Source organism: Chloroflexota bacterium (assembly GCA_016235055.1).
GTDB lineage: Bacteria > Chloroflexota > Anaerolineae > JACRMK01 > JACRMK01 > JACRMK01.
Window position 1 is genome coordinate 41,156 of record JACRMK010000030.1, and the last position, 14,848, is coordinate 56,003.

Below are 14,848 nucleotides of genomic sequence, written 5' to 3' on the forward strand. Positions count from 1 at the left end.
TATGTGCCGGAGCATCAAACGCCTGTACGTGCCCGCGCAACCGGTCAGTGACAACGAGGTGCGCGCCGCCGCGCTGCAGTTCGTGCGCAAAGTCAGCGGCACACGCACGCCCTCGCGCGTAAAGACCGCCGCTTTCGAGCACGCCGTGGATGAGGTCAGCGCGGCCGTGCGGCGCATGCTGGAGGAGATGGAACGGGCGACTAGCAGCTAGTCGCTAGCGGCTAGCCCTTCCAGTTCGCTCACCACGCGGTCGAGCTCGTCCACCAGCGGCGAGCCGCCCGCGGCGCGGAACGCCGCGACCAGCGCGCGGTAATACCAGAGCGTGCCGTCCTTCCCGCCGTTGAAACGCGCCCAGAGGCCCTCGCCCAGCGTGCGGTAATCCGCGCTGATCGAGCGCACGTTGTGCAGTTTGTCCGCCGCCGAGACGAGCCGCACCGATTCCGACGCGCCCGGCAGGTGCGCCAGGTACGCCTCCTTGCGCGTGCGCCACGGCGGCTTCGGCACGACCTCCGCATCGGTGCAGCCCCACACAATCTGCTCGACCGTCTCGCCGTAGCGCCGGCGGATCTCGGCGGCCGTCACGCGGCCGCCCTGGTCCTCGATCGCATCGTGCAGCAGCGCGGCAATCGCCTCGTCCTCGCTTGCGCCTTGCTCGATGACGATGCCCGCCACCGCCAGCAGGTGCGCGATGTACGGGATGTGCGTGCCTTTGCGCGTCTGCGCACCGTGCAGTTGCGCGGCGTAGGCCAGAGCATCGGAGAAACGGGACGTCAGCATCGGTGTCCTCGCAGGCATACTCAATTCGCAGCGTCATTATAACGCCGGCGTACGAAACACAAAGCCCTCGCGGGGTTGTACGCCGCGAGAGCTCAATCATGTTCTGGCCGGTGCCTGCGCGCAAGAGCAGTTTGCGAAAGGAGCTGATACGCATTGCGTGGTAAACCGCACAACAGGTTTCTGGATTCCCGCTTTCGCGGGAATGACAGGCGTATCAGTTCATTCTGAAAAACGCTCTAGAGCGTGCTATGCTTCGAGAAACCATCGAAAACAGGTTTCAGTATGCCGCTTTGAGCAGCATCTCGGCTTGTTGCGCCCCATCGGGCACGCCACAGGCACGCAGATCGCCGGCCACCAAGTCAATGTCGTAGGCGACGCGGCGGTGCGCCAGCGTCCAGCCGTCGCGGGTCCATTCGGCGATGCCGTAGGCGGCGCGCTGGTCGCCGTCGCGCGGGTAGCCTGCGCTGGCGATATCGAACAGCGTCTGCGTTCCGATCGTGCGCCGGTAGGCGACGTGCACGTGGCCGAAAGCCAGCACGTCCGCGCTCGTGCCGGCGATACGCGCGGCCAGTTCGTCGTCGCTGCGCTTCGGCGAGAGGTCGTCTTCGAGGTCGCGCGGGGTGGCGTGGAAGATCAGGAGTTCCCGGCCCGGCGCGGGCTGGACGCTATATGCAAACGGCAGACGCGACAGATAGGCAATGCGCTTCGCGCCCAGTTGCGCGACGGTCCACGCGATGAACGGGTGCGAGCCGCCTTTCACCAGATAACGGTCGGTGTTGCCGGTTAGCACCGGGCAATTCAGCGAGCGGACCAGATCGACGGTCTCGGCCGGACGCGGACCCAGCATGGCCAGGTCGCCCGCCATGACCGTCAGATCAAAGGCGCCCTGCCGGCGCATGTCGGCCAGCACCGCTTCGAGCGCCGGCAGATTGCCGTGCGTGTCGGAGAAGATGGCGATGCGCATGCGATGGCCTTCAGGCGTTCTCGATCTCGGTCGTCTCCATGTCGTCAGCGGGCGCGATCTGCGCCATGGCCGGCGCCACGGCCCGCGCGGGCACGCCGCTCAGCATGTGCATCCAGTCGAAGAGCGTCTCGGCCGGGGGAATCGGCCGCTTGTAGAAGTAGCGCGCAAACAACATGCCGGCAGCATCGTGCAGGCCGTGCACGATCATCGGCACCAGCAGGTTGCCGGTCAGCTGGTACAGCCAGCCGAAGACCAGTCCCTCGATGACCGCCCACAGCGCGAACAAGTTGAGTCCGCGCCCGACGTGCGCTAGTGCAAAGATCAAGGCGGCCGGGATCCAGCCGATTTCGTTCTGCAGGATGCCACGGAAGAATGTCTCCTCGCCCAGCGCGGCTAGCAGTCCGCCGCTGATGACCGCCATGAAGCTGATGCGCCCGAAGAGCAGCGTGAAGCCGCGGTCGAACGCGCGCAGGAACGGGTGAACGCCGATCATCCAGTTGACCATCAAGATCGTGCCGTCGAGCGATGCGAGCAGCAACCCGCCCGCCAGCAGGGCGATGAGCGACTGGACGTTGAACAGGATAGACTCCGACAGATCGATCCCGCGCAGCGTCGCCCAGAGGTTGGAGACGACCAGCAGGGCCAGCATGGACAGCAGGGCGATCGGCGCCCGTTGTTTGGCGTAAAACAGCATGCAAATCTCCTAAATCAATCAGCCGACAACTCCGACCGCAGCAGCGCGTGCAGACGGCCATTGGTGGCCACGACCTGCGGTTGCCCCGGATACCACGGGCGGTCGGCGTAGTCGGTCACGCGGCCACCCGCCTCGCGGACGATCAGCGCGCCCGCCGCGCCATCCCACGGCTTGATGATCGGCTCCCAGTAGGCGTCGACGCGCCCGCACGCTACCCACGCCAGATCGAGCGCCGCCGCGCCGGCGATACGCACGCCGCGTGTGAGCATCGACACGCGCAGATATGTCTCCATGTTGCCGCCCGTCTCCAGCACGTCATACGGAAAGCCGGACGTTGCCAGCGACTCGATCAGAGTGCGCGTTTGCGACACTGCGATCGGGCGGCCATTGAGCGTCGCGCCGCCACCGCGCCGCGCACTGAATAACTCGTCGCGCGTCGGGTCGTAGACGACGCCCACCTGCGGCTCGCCATCGGCATACAGGGCCAGCGACACGGCAAAGACCGGAAAACCGTGCACGAAGCCGGTCGTGCCGTCCAGCGGATCGATAATCCAGGCCGGATGCGGGCCGAAAACCAGCGGCTTGCCTCCGGCCTCTTCCTCACTGATGATAGCATGGGTCGGATAGTTCGCGGAAACCGCGCCGATAATCAGCCGCTCGGATTCGCGGTCGGCGGTCGTGACCAGATCGACTCGCCCCTTGTGCGTGACGTCGAAGCCCTCGCGCTGATAACGCATCAACAGCGCGCCCGCTTCGCGCGCCAACGACTCGGTGAACTGCTGGACTGGTTCGGTTTGCATAAACACTCACCCAATAAGATCCACCGCAGAGCACGCAGAGAGCGCAGAGAAAACCTTGGCAACAGCGATCTTTGTGTGCTTATTGCCTGGAGCGGTTGGCGAAACAATCCGACATGGTGCCGCACAGGGCTGTGCGCCGCATGTAGGGACAGGCCTTTGGCCTGTCCGACGGGCAGGCGACGTGTCGCACCCTTTGGGGTGTCAAAGACCTGCCCCTACGCGGCGAACCGCATGGCGTGCCCGATGTTAATACAAAATGCTCTAGCGTGCCGTGGCTTCGCCGCGCAGAGTACGTGCGAGTTCGTCGTGAATCAGCCCGTTGGTGGCGACCGTCCAGAGCGTCCAGGGCGTCCAGCGCCCCGCGCCATCCATCGGCGTGACGCGGCCGCCCGCTTCGGTGATCAGCAGGGCGGCCGCCGCGCCGTCCCAGGGTCCCAGCCCGCGCTCCCAGTGGCCGTCCTGCCGCCCGGCCGCCACGTACGCCATATCCAGCGCGGCCGCACCGACACGGCGCACCGCCTGTGCTTTACGCGACACGCGGCGAAACTGCTCGGCATTGTTGTCGGGATTGGTCGCGCGGTCATACGGGAACCCGGTCGAGACGAGTGCATGCAGCAGGTCGGGAGTGGACGAGACGCGCAGGCGCTGCCCGTTCAGGAACGCGCCCGCGCCGCGCTCGGCGCAGAACAGTTCGTCGCGGTTCGGGTCGTACACGACGCCGAGCACCGTCTCGCCCTCGACGCGATGCGCTATCGACACGGCAAAGACCGGGTAGCCATGCGCATAGTTGGTGGTGCCATCCAGCGGATCGACGATCCAGACATCGCCCGACTCGGCGCCACGATGGTCGCCTTCCTCGGACACGACGACGGGCGCGCCAAACAGCCGGCGCAGCTCGCCGACGATCAGCGCATCGATCTCGCGGTCGACCACGGTAACCAGGTTGATTGCCTGCACTTTGTGCTCGACAGCCCATGCACCGCCGAGCCGCTCGCACTGGATGCGGCCAGCTTCGCGCGTTAGCGCGATGACAGATTCAAGTTGAGGCATACGGATCCAATCGGCCGCCGGCAGGCGGCCACGCGCGGCAAGCCGTTGCGGCTTCCATTGATAGAGGAATGCCAGCGCCGGGCGACCGGCCACCAGCCCGGCCGCCCGGCCGATGACAAAGCCGGTTTAGGAGCGGAGGACGGCGCGGAACGAACGCGCCAGAACCACGAGCAAGACCAGTAGCCCGGCGATGATCAGCAGATCAAGCTCGGCGCCGGTTTGCGGCAGCGCCTGCGAGCCGCCGGTTCCGCCCGTCGGCGTGGCCGTCGCTTCAGCCGTCACACCACCGGACACCGTGGTTGGCGTGGCCTGCGCGGGTGCAGCCGCCGTGGCCGCGCCGGACGGCGACCTGGTAGCCGCCGCGGTAGCGCCTGTCGTGGCCAGGCTTATGACGCGCGTCGCCGCCGGTGTGCCGACCACTACCGGGGTGACTGCGATCACGGTGGCCGGCCGCGGGGTGCCGGGCGCGCTCGTAACCGCCGCCGGCGCTACGGTGCCGCCGGCCGGCGTGGTCGCGGGGCGCGTGCCGGCCGGCGTGGCCGCGGCCGGGCTGGTGACCGGGGTCGGGTTTTCGCGCGTGCCGATCAGTCCGAAGCGGCTGGCCGCCACATAGCCAAACACGCCCAGCAGGCCAACCACCAGCAGGCCCGCCAGGCCAAGGGCGATCAGAATGAATGTGCGGTTCGGCCCGCTGCTGCTGCTGCCATTGGGCTCTTCCGGCGTGGGTTCGATCAGATTGCTCATTGTGCGCTCCTCCATGTTTGATTTTGGCGGGCGGTCTGTCGTAGTCCGTCCGCCTTACGGCGCTTAGATATATGCTTCAAGGTTGTTCACGGGAATCCAGCCGGTCTCGCCGTCATCGAACTCAACTTCGGCGGCGCGCACGCGGATGCCGCTTTCGAATTCACGCGCGCGAACCTGATCGCTGGCGATGTGACCGGTGCGGCCGATCTCGTCGCCGGCCGTGACCCGCACGCGCACATTCCGCACGATCGCCGCGTATGCGCGCGGCGTCTCCGTGACGACTGCGGCGTCGCGCGCCGGCAGCGGCACGACCAGCTCCGGTCGCGAGGCGCCCCAGCGCGTGCGCGCCACCGCGTCGAGCGACGCTTCGCGCGAGTTGCTGGCGCGGCAGAGCTCGTAGGCCGGCCCGGCCATCGGCACCGCGCCAAACCCTTCGGTGATCACGACCGGGAATGGCGCGGCCAGCGCAGCCGCGCACAGCGTCGCGGGCATGCTGCCGCAGATGATCCCGCGCACCTGCTGCGCTTCGGCCTGCTTCAGGCCTGCGGGCTGCAGCGCACCGCCGGCGACCACGATCGTGCCTAGGCACGACACGTCGATCAACTCGGCGGTCAGCGGCTGCTCGCGGACGGCGCCGAGCACCTTCAGCACGCCGAAGTTGGTCTTGCCGTTGCCCCACAGGCCCTGCACCAGCGCGCCCGCCACCTGGATGACGACGCCGAAGCGCGACGCGTTAGCGACGACGCCCTTGATGCCAGCTTTGAGTTCGAGCGGCGCCGGCATCATCTCCAGCAGCACCTCGCCCTCATGCTCCGCCAGCAGGCGGCCGGGCGCGGGTGCGCGGATCACGCGCGCCTGCTCGAGCGTCCGCTTGTGGCGCGCAATGATCTCATCCTTCGCAAACTCTTCCCCCGCGTGTTTCAGGAGCAGCGTGTGGGCGCGCGACGACGGCACTTTGAACATCTGTGCGATGTTATAGACGCGCGGCATGTCCGGCACAAACGCCCGCGCCACGACGTCGACCGGCTCGACGCGCTGGTCGGCGCTCACTTCCGCCTCGCCGGGGCGCGGCAGCAGGCGCTCGCGGACGATGCGCGTCTGCGCCAGGATGTGCGCCATCGGCAGGTAGAACGTCTTCGGATCAATCATCGCAGGTCGGTTCCGGGCGGCTACGCGCCCACATTATACTGCCACTGCTGATTCGCCTCGGCCCGTTTGGCCGGCTCGGCGGGCAGGACCAGCGGCCGCCCGCGCGCGTCGATAATCAGGCCGACCAACCCGCCCTCCACGGTCAGTTTGCCGGGGCGCCCGCGCCCCTGCCCCAGATCGATCTGGCGGGCCGGCTGCAACTCCAGCCGCGCCCGGCGGCCCGGTTCCAGCGGCAGGATATCGATTTCGCCCGCTTTGACCTCGCCGCTGAGCGCGCCGCCCTCGGCATACGCCAGATTGTAGGTCAGGACGATCTCGCCGGGTTTGGCCGCGCCCATGGGACAGATGGCCGTCCCCAGCACGCTGATGCCCTCGCGCGCCGCCAACTGCGCGGCCGCCTGCGGCTGCACGCTGGCAATCAGGCTCAACTGCGAGAGCAGGCCGCCCGTATCCATGGCGAGGTTGGCGACATTGACCGGTTGCAGCGCGTCGAGCAGCATCAGCACCGCCTGGCCGGGATGCGGCACATGCGTGAGCACGCCGCCGGAGCCGATGAACAGATCAATCGGTGGCAGCAGGTCCGCCAATTCCGGTTTGCCGGACGGCTTCCAGCGCAGGCGCAGGTCTTGCAGCGCCAGCCGCACCGCCTCGCGCGCGACGGCCTGCTCCAGCCAGAGCGCGCGCCGTGTGACGGGCAGCGTTTGCGGCCGCGCCGATTTGTTGGCCAGCCAGTCCCACGCCTCGTCCTCGCTCATTTCCACCGGCAGCCAGCGCAGCACGTTGGCGATGCCGGCCGCGCGCGCGACATGTTCCGCATTGTGGCTGACGCCGAGATCGCTGCGCTGCACGCGCTGGATCAGACCGTGGTCGCTGATGGCCAGCGTGGTGGTTGCGCCGCCGATGTCAATTCCGAGCGCGCTCGATTCGAAATTCCGGGCCAGCGCGCGCATGCCGGCGCCAAACGCTTTCGACGTGGCGACGATCGGTTGCGGCGACCAGCCGACCAGCCGGCCGATGCCCGGCAGTCGGTTCAGCCGCCGCTCGACAAACAGCGCTTCCAGTTCGGTTTCCAGCGGCTCCAGGTTCTCGCTCTGCACGGTGGGCCGCACATTGTCGACGGACGACAGTCGCGCGCTGTCGCCGACCATCTCGGCGAGCACGCTGCGCGCCGAGGCGTTGCCGGCGAAGATCAGGTCGGGTTTGCTGGCCGCCGGCCATGTCTTGCACGCCATGACGACCGCGTTGGCCACATCCATCAGCGGCGCATTGGCAGCCTTGTCATCGCCGCCGACCAGCACGATCACGTGCGGCTCCTGGCGGTGCAGCGCCTCGATGCGCGCCGGCAGGTCCCAGCGGTGGCCTTTGGTCGTTTCGCCGTCCAGTGCGCTCAGCGCCGCAGTCAGCGTGTACGTCGACGCGGCCGCCTTGCGCGCGCTCTCCACGCTGTAATCGCGCATCACGCCGGCGATCGCCACACGCAGCGGCTCGGCGGCGCTTGTCGTCGCGACAAATGCATCCACGCCGTTGCCATCGCTGGTCTGCGGGCAGATCAGCGTGCTGTGCTCGTCCAGCAGGCGGCGCGCCGCAATCGCCTCGATGCGGCCGATGCACTGCAGGACCGCCAGCGAGATGTCGGACCAGGGCGGCTCCAGCGTGGATGGAAACTCCGCGCTGGCCAGGATGCGGTACTCGCCCTCGACCAGATCGATCAGCACCGCCTTGGTCAGCGTGCTGCCGACATCGGCTGCGAGAATCGACACGACATTGGATACGGGTTCGGTTGACATGGTGCCGGAATTGCGGCGCGCCGTCAGCGCACCGCCAGCCGGAATGCCTCGAGCAGGAACTGGATGCGCCCGACCAGCAGCGTCACGCGCGACAGGACCAGTCCCGCAAACAGTGCGCCGAGCGCGACCCAGATGAACCCGCGCCCCAGCGCGCCCCACAGCGCCACGACTGCATTGAACGCGCGGCCGGCCAGCGACCGGTTGCCGCGTACAAACTGGAACGAGACCAGCACGCCCAGCGTGCCGGCCAGCATCAGCACGTTATTGAACACCTGCACGCCCTGCTGGACGGGCGTCGCATCGGGACCGGCGCCGTCGAACAGCGAGCGCGCGGTGACCAGCCCCTGCGGCAGCAGCGTGCCCAGCACCGCGCCGCTCACGGCCGCCGCCGCGCCGACGCCGAGCAGGAACGCCACCGGCACGCGCCCGATCCACGCCGTGCCCGGCGCGATGCGCGTCAGCAGCATGACGCCGAGCGCCAGCGGCGCCAGCAACGGGTACTGCGTGTCCGGGTGCGCGGCGAGCGGCGCCAGCAACTGCCCCAGCAGCACCTGATGCACCGCGGCCACCACGGCATACGCCGCCACCGCGCCGATCAGCATGTGCTGCGCGATCCGGAAAAACAGGTTGTCGCCGACCACGTACGTGAAGATCATCACGGTCAGCGCGGCCGACACGAACACGCCGACCGCATCGCCGGCGCCGGGCGGCAGGATGCTGTGCAGCAACTCGAACAGCGCATCCATGCGCCTACGCGGCCGCCGGCCGCGACCACAGGCGGGCAGCCAGCGCCCCGGCAATGACGACCACCAGCACGATGACCACATATGAGATCGCATCGAGCGACGCCGCGGCCGATGCCGGCCGCCCCAGGTAGCCTTCGTACTCGGCGGCGCCGCGCGAGCCGACCAGCAGGCCTTTCAACTGCCCGCTGTCATAGTACGGCGCCGCAACCGGCTCGGCGGCGGCGCTGACCCCGGCGAGCAGCGGCTTGCCGCTGTCGCGCAGCACTTGCTCGACCCAGAGCTTCAGTTGCGCGCCGTCATCGGTGAACACAATCAGCAGGTCAAACGCCTGCCCCGACTTCAGACCGGCGGCCAGCGGCGACCCGGCCAGTGGACGGCCGCGGAAATCGCGCCCGCCGGCGGGCAGGCCGTTCTGCGCCAGGCCGCGCATCGCGGCCGCGCCGCCCGACAGGAAGCCGGCATTGATGTGCGTCTCGCCGTACGCGTACGGGTAGGTGAACGACGTGGCTACCGGGCTGCCGCTGTTAAGCGCATCCTGTGCCAGTTGGCCGCCGTCGGCGACGAAGCTGACGGCGGCGATGCGCTGCTTGTTCTGCAGCAGGTGCAGCACGGTCGCGCGCGCCTGCGGATCGAGCTCGCCGCGCGCGCCCGCGCCGTAATCCATGCCGAGCAGCACCAGCGACCCGGGCCGCAGCGCGCTGATTTGATTGATCGTCTGGTAGAAGTCGAGCGTCGGCTGGCGGCCGATAATGTTCGCGCCGCGCGCCTCCGACACGAACGGCAGCGGCAGGAATGGGAACGCCGCGACGAACACAATCACCACGACCAGCCACAGGCGCAGACACCCGCCGCCCTTCCTCGCCGGGACCGGCGTTTCGATCGATACCATCGGCGCGGCGTGCGGCGCGGACAGTTCGTCAAATCCGGTCACGGCCACCGTGGCCGCCGGCGCTGTGGCTCCGCCGCGAGTGTGGGGCGCAGCCATAACGCTCTCGACGGGCAGCGCGCCGCGAATGCCGGCCAGCAACCCGCTGGTTTCGATCGATTCGCCGGACATGGTTGCAATCGCGCCGGGCTTGAGCGCCTCAACCCATGACGGAATCTCGGCCGGCATAATTTCAGCGGGCGCGGCGTCGGCCGGCGTGGTCGGCGCGGCGGGTTCGCCGCTTGCGGGGCTCGGCGCGACCCCGACCGGCTTCAGCCAGTCGGGCAGTTCGTCCACCGCCACATCGTTCATGGACCAGTCGGCGGGCGTTTCCGGCTGTGCCGGCGCCAGGCTCCTGAGCCAGTCGGGCGTTTCGCCCGGCTGCAGCCCGGATGCTTCGCTCTCGCTTGCGGCTATGTCGGTTGGCGTCGACGGCCCCGACCCGACAGCCGCCAGCCAGTCCGGCAGTTCGTCGGGCGTGTTCGGCGTTAGATTGCCGGCAGGCGGCGCCGCCGGCGTTGCGTTCTGGCGCAACTGCGCCAGCCAGTCCGGTAGTTCGCCCGTTGCGATGGGCATTACATCGGCGCCCGCGCCAGTGTTTGAGGCGGGCGTTGTCGTCTCGTCGCCGATTATCGCGGCAAACTGGTCGTCCGTCACGTCAAGCGGCTCACCGGCGAGTGGCGGCTCTGCCGGCTGTATGAGGGACGCCGGTTGCAGCGCACGCAGCCAGTCGGGCAGTTCGTCTGCGGGCGTCGGCGCGGTCTGCGCTTCTGCAGCCGCGGGGCGCGGATCCGGCGAGATCTGCACGGTGCGCAGCCAGTCGGGCGTCTCGTCGGCGGCGGACTCCGCAACGGGTGCAGCTAAAGGCGCAGCGATCACCGGCGCATCTTCTTCGGGCAGGTCTGGCGGCTCGGCGTCAACCACGGGGGCCAGGCGCGCGCCACAGTTCGCACACGTGGCCTGGTCGGCCAGGTTCAGCGAGTTGCAGAACGAACAGCGGCGGTTGGCACTGCTCAGGTCCGCGCCGCACTCGTTGCAGAATTTGCTGCCATCACGGTTTCCCATGTGGCACTTGGCACAATAGATCATAGAGGTTCGCGCCGGTGCTGTCGCCCGCGCGTGGTTACTGGTTAAACAGCCGGTCGTGCTCAACGCCCGACAAGAGCCGCAGTCCGGTCGCCAGCGTGCCCAGCGCCACACCCAGCACAATGCCGCGCATGCCGGCCGTCATTGGCACGCTGATGATCCAGGCGCGCGCGTCGGCAAACTCGCGGCCGAAACGCTCCATCAGCGGCAGTTGGCCGAGCAGCACGATCGCCGCCGTCAGCAGCATGAATGCGACGCCGCGCCCGCGCGCGCGCAGTGCGCGTACCACCGCGCCGCCCATGAAGAACACCAGCAGCGCCAGCATGGCCGATTCGAGCGGCGCCTGCACATGCTGAAATATCCACTGCAGGGACGGGGCGCTCACGCCGTTCAATCCGGCGCACAACACCACGAACGCCGTCCCGATCAGCACCAGACTGTCCGGCCAGCCCGCTTCGCGCGCGCGCACACGGCGCAGGTGCACGGCCAGCAGGTTCCAGAGGCCGAGCATGAGCGCGAAGGCAAACAGGATGCCCGCCCACTGCACGAACGTCCGGCTCAACTCGCCCAGCAGCAGGGCGTCGGTGAACTGGCCCAGCAGCGTGACGAGGCCGGCGCCGACCATGACGGCCACCGGCACGATGCGCCGGCTCACAACCTCCCCAGCGTGCGCGCCGCGGCCAGTGCGATAATGCCGGCGATGATCAGCCAGCGCGCAATGTCCTGCGTTGCCAGCGACGCGATCGCGGCCGCGCCGCGCGACAGATAGGCGCCGGCTGCGAACAGATCTTCGCCCAGCAGCACGTCGCGCGTCGCCAGCGCCATCAGCGGCAGCGCCACCGGATTGCCCGAGCCCGCCACCTGCGGGATGCCGCTGCGCGTCGCCGACTCGGACGCCAGCAGGTACTCGTCGCCAAAGCGGCCCAGCATAAAATTGGCCGCCACGCCGCGCCGGTCGAGCAGTTCGCAGACGCCGGCCGCGTACGCCGCCCCGGGGTCGCCGTCGCCGCCGCCGATGAAACGCGCGCTCAGCGGATCGAACTGCGCCAGATGATCGCGCTCCACAAACGGCCGGCTCATGATTTCCTGCGCGACCAGCAGCGTGGAGGCATGCCCGGTCGTGACGACCGGCATGTTCAATGCCGCCGACGATTGCCGGCTCATGAAGTCCAGCACATTCAGCGCCGACACGGTTTCCATTGCCTGCGCATCGGCGATACCGGCGGTGCCTAGCGCGAGATGGACTGGCCGCCCATCCTCGGCCGCCTCGGCGACCGTGCGGCGGATGGTTTCGTATGCAGATATCTTGCGCAGCTCAGGCGAGAGGCCGCGGCCGACCCAGGCCCAGAGCACGACCCACAGCGCGGCAAATGCCGGAACCGCCATCAGCCACAGCGTGCCCATGTCCACGCTCATAGCCCGGACTCCAGTTGACGTATCAACTCGTCGAGGCTGTGCGCGTCAGAAAGCCCGTGTGACAGGCGCGTGATCGATTCGTCGTCGAAGAAAACGCCCAGCACCGGTTGAAAGAACAGCGCAGCTTGCCCGGCGATGGGAGAGAAAGGACGGTGTAATTCGAGGAGAAAAATTGCAGGCGCGGCCATGCCGAGGCGGGAGATCCACCGTGCGACCCCCGTCAGCCCTGACTGTCGCATTGAGGCGCCTTCGCTCATGGTAGCGACAGTATAACATGTCTTTAAGGGCATGGCAAGGTACTTTTCGTCCTATATCGCCATGCGCCCCTGGCCATTAAGTCGGGAGCACATCCAGCGCGACATCCACCAGGAGCGGGTCCCACGCCGCCCAGCGCCCCTCGGCCAGGATGTGCCGCGCCGCTTGGTATGTCATGCCTTTGCGGTACGGACGGTCGCTCGTCATGGCGTCGAACGCATCGGCGATGGCGACAATGCGCGCCAGGTGCGGGATATTCTCGTCTCGTAAGCCGTCGGGGTAGCCCTTGCCGTCCCAGCGCTCGTGATGCGAGCGGATCACCTTCATCGCGCCGCCGAGCGACTTGAGCGACGAGACCAGCTCCACCCCGATCACCGGATGCTGGCGCATCTGATTCCATTCTTCGGCGTCAAGCGGGCCGGCCTTGCGCAAGATCGCGTCGGAGATGCCGATCTTGCCGATGTCGTGCAGCATGGCGCCCTTGTGCAGGGCCTTCAGATCGGTCGCGCCCAGGTTGATGGCCGCGGCGATGGAGAGCGCATACCTGGAGACGCGCTCGGTGTGCTCCATGGTATACGTGTCACGCGCTTCGACGACGCGTGCGAGTATGAACAGCACCTCTTCCGCGCGTTCCAGTTCCGAGGTTAGCGCCCGCACGCGCAATTGCGCCCGCACGCGCGCCAGCAGTTCGCTCATCTCCCACGGCTTGGGCAGGAAATCCGACGCGCCCGAATCCAGCCCACGCACCTTGTCTTCGGTTTCGCTCTGCGCCGTGACCAGAATGACGGGCAGCAGTTCGGTCTCGCGCTCGCTGCGCAAGCGGCGCAGCGCCGTTAGGCCGTCCATGCGCGGCATCGCGATGTCGAGCAGCACCAGATCGGGCTTCTCGGCGGCAATGCGCTCCAGCGCTTCCACGCCGTCGCCGGCCAGCGTCACCCGGTAGCCCTGGCGGCTCAGAACTTCCGCGGCCAGCTTGCGGTTATTCGGCAGGTCGTCGACGACCAGTATGTGCGGTGGCTGCGGGTACAGCGAGGCGATCAGTGACGCACCGGTTTGGTAGCTCATATCAGGGAACCAGGCAGAAGCTCTCGCGCGTCGCGGAGCATGCAGCCTGCAGCGGCCGCTGCAGCGAATCCACGGAGCGCTCCGCAGACTGCATCGGCGTGGCGGGGCGCGCGGGCGGCTTCGGCGCGGCGGTGGCGGGCGGCGCAACCGCCGCCGGCGCTGGGCCGGGCACGGAGGCCGGCGCGCCGGATTTCCAGGCGCCGGCCAGGGCGCGCGTCAGGTCCAGGTATTGCGTGCCGAACTTCGCGCTCGGCTCAATATATGTGTTTTCGACAAACTCGTTCCAGGAGGTGATGACGATCCAGTCCGGGTTGGCGCTGGCCGCGCCGGCCCACGCGCCCTTGTACCATTCGCCGCCCTGGCGATCGCGCCGGTAACGGCCGGATCGCTCTACCAGTCGGGTGTCGTCCCAGCCGGGCATGACTGTGCCGACCCAGGTGCCGCCGGCGTCGCGCACACGCCCGGCCCACTGGCGCTGTGCCGCGCCCGGGTCGGCCGCCCACGCGACTGAATACAGGAACCCGCCATCGAACGGCCCTTGCAGCGACATATTCAGCCCTTCGCTGATCCACAGCGAACGGCGGTTCGGGTCCACCTGATTGCGAATCGACTGCCACGCGCCGGCCAGCGCCGCATTGCCAACCCCCGGCAGGGACGTCTGCGTAAAGAAGATCACCGGCCGGCCGTTCGACTTCATATAGGCGGGCTTCGTCGCATGCGTGGACAGCAGCGCGGACAGCGCATTGCGCACATCATCGGGTGAATGGAAGAACGGCCCGCCGGTTTCGACGCCGGCCGCAACGGTGAAGCCGCGCTGCGCGGCGACGTCGAGCAGGGCGCGCAGGTTGGTCTCGGTCTGGTTGACTTCCACGCGCGGGCCGTACCAGGCGGAGATGAAGCCGTCGATGCCGGCGCCCCTGGCCTGGTCTACCTGGCGCGCGATCACCGCGGGGTTGCTGGATGAGTAGCGATCGGGCGGGTAATCGACAACCACCGGATCTTTCCAGATACTTTGATCGTACCAGGGATAATAGATCGCCAACACCATGCGACCGGGCGCGGCCGACAACGGGGAAGGCGCGCACCAGCAGGCCAGCATGAGTCCGAGGGTAATCCACTGCACGACACGACGGACCATTGCGAGAAAGGCTCCATGGCGGGCTGTGAGCGCCCGGCATCCATGATTATACCATCCCGGCGCGCCCGCGCAACAGCAATTCTCATTTTGGAGTCGGTCGCCAGGTTGCCTCCTCATCCCCTGGCCCCTTCTCCCCGCGCGCGCGGGGAGAAGGGGAAAAGCTAATGGGGAGGTGCGCGGCGGCGCAGCCGCCGCGCACCTCCCCTTAGAATCTCGCCCCCTCCCAACTCCGTTGGGAGGGGGTCGGGGGGA

The 14,848-nt window shown here is 68.0% G+C and carries 16 protein-coding genes; 1 reads left to right on the top strand and 15 read right to left on the bottom strand.

Annotated elements, in window-relative coordinates:
* Position 1: 1 nt before the first annotated feature.
* Positions 2-211, top strand: coding sequence for a DUF2277 domain-containing protein (locus tag HZB53_07685; protein ID MBI5877514.1), 210 nt, complete (start codon positions 2-4; stop codon positions 209-211).
* On the opposite strand, the gene HZB53_07690 is transcribed toward HZB53_07685, so the two are convergent.
* The 15 genes from HZB53_07690 to HZB53_07760 form a co-directional block, all read right to left on the bottom strand.
* Positions 208-777 carry an HD domain-containing protein gene (locus tag HZB53_07690; GenBank protein MBI5877515.1) on the bottom strand — a complete coding sequence of 190 codons (570 nt, stop codon included), beginning with the start codon at positions 775-777 and terminating at the stop codon, positions 208-210. The two genes, HZB53_07685 and HZB53_07690, sit on opposite strands and share 4 nt — an antisense overlap.
* Before the next feature lie 277 nt (positions 778-1,054).
* Positions 1,055-1,741 (bottom strand): metallophosphoesterase family protein, encoded by a 687-nt coding sequence (locus HZB53_07695; protein ID MBI5877516.1) that lies wholly within the window; start codon positions 1,739-1,741, stop codon positions 1,055-1,057.
* Between the two features lie 10 nt (positions 1,742-1,751).
* Positions 1,752-2,435: a CPBP family intramembrane metalloprotease gene (locus HZB53_07700; GenBank protein ID MBI5877517.1), complete on the bottom strand. Its 684-nt coding sequence runs from the start codon at positions 2,433-2,435 to the stop codon at positions 1,752-1,754.
* 14 nt (positions 2,436-2,449) lie between these two features.
* Positions 2,450-3,235: an inositol monophosphatase gene (locus tag HZB53_07705; GenBank protein ID MBI5877518.1), complete on the bottom strand. Its 786-nt coding sequence runs from the start codon at positions 3,233-3,235 to the stop codon at positions 2,450-2,452.
* A 261-nt stretch (positions 3,236-3,496) separates the two neighbouring features.
* Positions 3,497-4,285, bottom strand: a complete 789-nt coding sequence (locus tag HZB53_07710; protein MBI5877519.1) for an inositol monophosphatase — start codon at positions 4,283-4,285, stop codon at positions 3,497-3,499.
* A 126-nt stretch (positions 4,286-4,411) separates the two neighbouring features.
* The gene (locus HZB53_07715) at positions 4,412-5,029 is read right to left on the bottom strand and encodes a hypothetical protein (GenBank protein MBI5877520.1); all 618 of its coding nucleotides are present in this window, start codon (positions 5,027-5,029) and stop codon (positions 4,412-4,414) included.
* 63 nt (positions 5,030-5,092) lie between these two features.
* Entirely contained in the window at positions 5,093-6,178 is a 1,086-nt protein-coding gene (locus HZB53_07720) for a hypothetical protein (protein ID MBI5877521.1), read from the bottom strand.
* A gap of 20 nt (positions 6,179-6,198) precedes the next feature.
* Complete coding sequence (locus HZB53_07725; protein MBI5877522.1) at positions 6,199-7,965, bottom strand: glutamate mutase L; 1,767 nt, start codon at positions 7,963-7,965, stop codon at positions 6,199-6,201.
* A gap of 23 nt (positions 7,966-7,988) precedes the next feature.
* Positions 7,989-8,711: a hypothetical protein gene (locus tag HZB53_07730; protein ID MBI5877523.1), complete on the bottom strand. Its 723-nt coding sequence runs from the start codon at positions 8,709-8,711 to the stop codon at positions 7,989-7,991.
* A gap of 4 nt (positions 8,712-8,715) precedes the next feature.
* Positions 8,716-10,701, bottom strand: coding sequence for a hypothetical protein (locus HZB53_07735; GenBank protein ID MBI5877524.1), 1,986 nt, complete (start codon positions 10,699-10,701; stop codon positions 8,716-8,718).
* Positions 10,702-10,759: 58 nt separating this feature from the next.
* Positions 10,760-11,377: a hypothetical protein gene (locus HZB53_07740; GenBank protein ID MBI5877525.1), complete on the bottom strand. Its 618-nt coding sequence runs from the start codon at positions 11,375-11,377 to the stop codon at positions 10,760-10,762.
* Positions 11,374-12,138 carry a hypothetical protein gene (locus HZB53_07745; GenBank protein MBI5877526.1) on the bottom strand — a complete coding sequence of 255 codons (765 nt, stop codon included), beginning with the start codon at positions 12,136-12,138 and terminating at the stop codon, positions 11,374-11,376. Before HZB53_07745 ends, HZB53_07740 begins: the two co-directional genes overlap by 4 nt.
* Entirely contained in the window at positions 12,135-12,395 is a 261-nt protein-coding gene (locus tag HZB53_07750; GenBank protein MBI5877527.1) for a hypothetical protein, read from the bottom strand. Before HZB53_07750 ends, HZB53_07745 begins: the two co-directional genes overlap by 4 nt.
* A 76-nt stretch (positions 12,396-12,471) precedes the next feature.
* On the bottom strand, positions 12,472-13,458 hold the full coding sequence (locus HZB53_07755) for a response regulator (GenBank protein MBI5877528.1): 987 nt from the start codon (positions 13,456-13,458) through the stop codon (positions 12,472-12,474).
* A gap of 1 nt (position 13,459) precedes the next feature.
* Positions 13,460-14,596, bottom strand: coding sequence for a glycoside hydrolase family 99-like domain-containing protein (locus HZB53_07760; GenBank protein ID MBI5877529.1), 1,137 nt, complete (start codon positions 14,594-14,596; stop codon positions 13,460-13,462).
* Between the last annotated feature and the right edge of the window lie 252 nt (positions 14,597-14,848).

What these genes read in the sequence shown, in the direction of transcription:
- HZB53_07685 (MBI5877514.1), top strand. Translation starts at nt 2, where the DNA reads ATGTGCCGGAGCATCAAACGCCTGTACGTGCCCGCGCAACCGGTCAGT.
- HZB53_07690 (MBI5877515.1), bottom strand. Translation starts at nt 777, where the DNA reads ATGCTGACGTCCCGTTTCTCCGATGCTCTGGCCTACGCCGCGCAACTG.
- HZB53_07695 (MBI5877516.1), bottom strand. Translation starts at nt 1,741, where the DNA reads ATGCGCATCGCCATCTTCTCCGACACGCACGGCAATCTGCCGGCGCTC.
- HZB53_07700 (MBI5877517.1), bottom strand. Translation starts at nt 2,435, where the DNA reads ATGCTGTTTTACGCCAAACAACGGGCGCCGATCGCCCTGCTGTCCATG.
- HZB53_07705 (MBI5877518.1), bottom strand. Translation starts at nt 3,235, where the DNA reads ATGCAAACCGAACCAGTCCAGCAGTTCACCGAGTCGTTGGCGCGCGAA.
- HZB53_07710 (MBI5877519.1), bottom strand. Translation starts at nt 4,285, where the DNA reads ATGCCTCAACTTGAATCTGTCATCGCGCTAACGCGCGAAGCTGGCCGC.
- HZB53_07715 (MBI5877520.1), bottom strand. Translation starts at nt 5,029, where the DNA reads ATGAGCAATCTGATCGAACCCACGCCGGAAGAGCCCAATGGCAGCAGC.
- HZB53_07720 (MBI5877521.1), bottom strand. Translation starts at nt 6,178, where the DNA reads ATGATTGATCCGAAGACGTTCTACCTGCCGATGGCGCACATCCTGGCG.
- HZB53_07725 (MBI5877522.1), bottom strand. Translation starts at nt 7,965, where the DNA reads ATGTCAACCGAACCCGTATCCAATGTCGTGTCGATTCTCGCAGCCGAT.
- HZB53_07730 (MBI5877523.1), bottom strand. Translation starts at nt 8,711, where the DNA reads ATGGATGCGCTGTTCGAGTTGCTGCACAGCATCCTGCCGCCCGGCGCC.
- HZB53_07735 (MBI5877524.1), bottom strand. Translation starts at nt 10,701, where the DNA reads ATGGGAAACCGTGATGGCAGCAAATTCTGCAACGAGTGCGGCGCGGAC.
- HZB53_07745 (MBI5877526.1), bottom strand. Translation starts at nt 12,138, where the DNA reads ATGAGCGTGGACATGGGCACGCTGTGGCTGATGGCGGTTCCGGCATTT.
- HZB53_07750 (MBI5877527.1), bottom strand. Translation starts at nt 12,395, where the DNA reads ATGAGCGAAGGCGCCTCAATGCGACAGTCAGGGCTGACGGGGGTCGCA.
- HZB53_07755 (MBI5877528.1), bottom strand. Translation starts at nt 13,458, where the DNA reads ATGAGCTACCAAACCGGTGCGTCACTGATCGCCTCGCTGTACCCGCAG.
- HZB53_07760 (MBI5877529.1), bottom strand. Translation starts at nt 14,596, where the DNA reads ATGGTCCGTCGTGTCGTGCAGTGGATTACCCTCGGACTCATGCTGGCC.